A 486-nucleotide genomic window follows, 5' to 3' on the forward strand; every position below is an offset into this window, starting at 1 on the left:
CCCGAACCGTTCGACCCGATGATCCCGATCGCCTCACCGCGATACGCCGTGAAACTCACGTCCTTCACCGCATGCACCCGCCGCACGTTCGTCGACCGGCGCTTCCGCGACAGCATCCGCCCCAGCGCCGCCGTCGCACTCCCCTTGCCCGTCCCCGCACCATGCACCGTGTAGACGATGTTCACGCCCTCCACGATCACCGTCGGCACCTTCGGACGACTCACCTGCACCGGCGGAAGCGCCGGCTGCTCAGCCACGGCCATAGGACTCTTCCGCCTTCCAGAAGTACACATACCCACCGACACCGACGACCAGCGCCCACGCCACCGCCATCGGCCACACATGCGCCGGCATCTGCGACGCCGTCACCGAATCGATCAACGCGAACCGCATCAGATCGATGTAGATCGCCGCCGGATTCACATCCAGCAGAATCCGCACCGCATGCGGCGCCGTCGACGTCAACTTCGTGATGCTGTACATCAC

The 486-nt window shown here is 65.2% G+C and carries 2 pseudogenes; both read right to left on the reverse strand.

Annotated features, from left to right (window positions below):
* A pseudogene (locus WA788_RS35610) lies at positions 1-263 on the reverse strand (ABC transporter ATP-binding protein); the annotation flags it as partial.
* Positions 250-486: pseudogene (locus WA788_RS35615) on the reverse strand (ABC transporter permease); the annotation flags it as partial. The pseudogenes WA788_RS35610 and WA788_RS35615, both read right to left, overlap by 14 nt.

This window comes from Streptomyces sp. CA2R106 (genome assembly GCF_037034245.1).
In the GTDB taxonomy this organism is placed as follows: Bacteria; Actinomycetota; Actinomycetes; order Streptomycetales; family Streptomycetaceae; genus Actinacidiphila.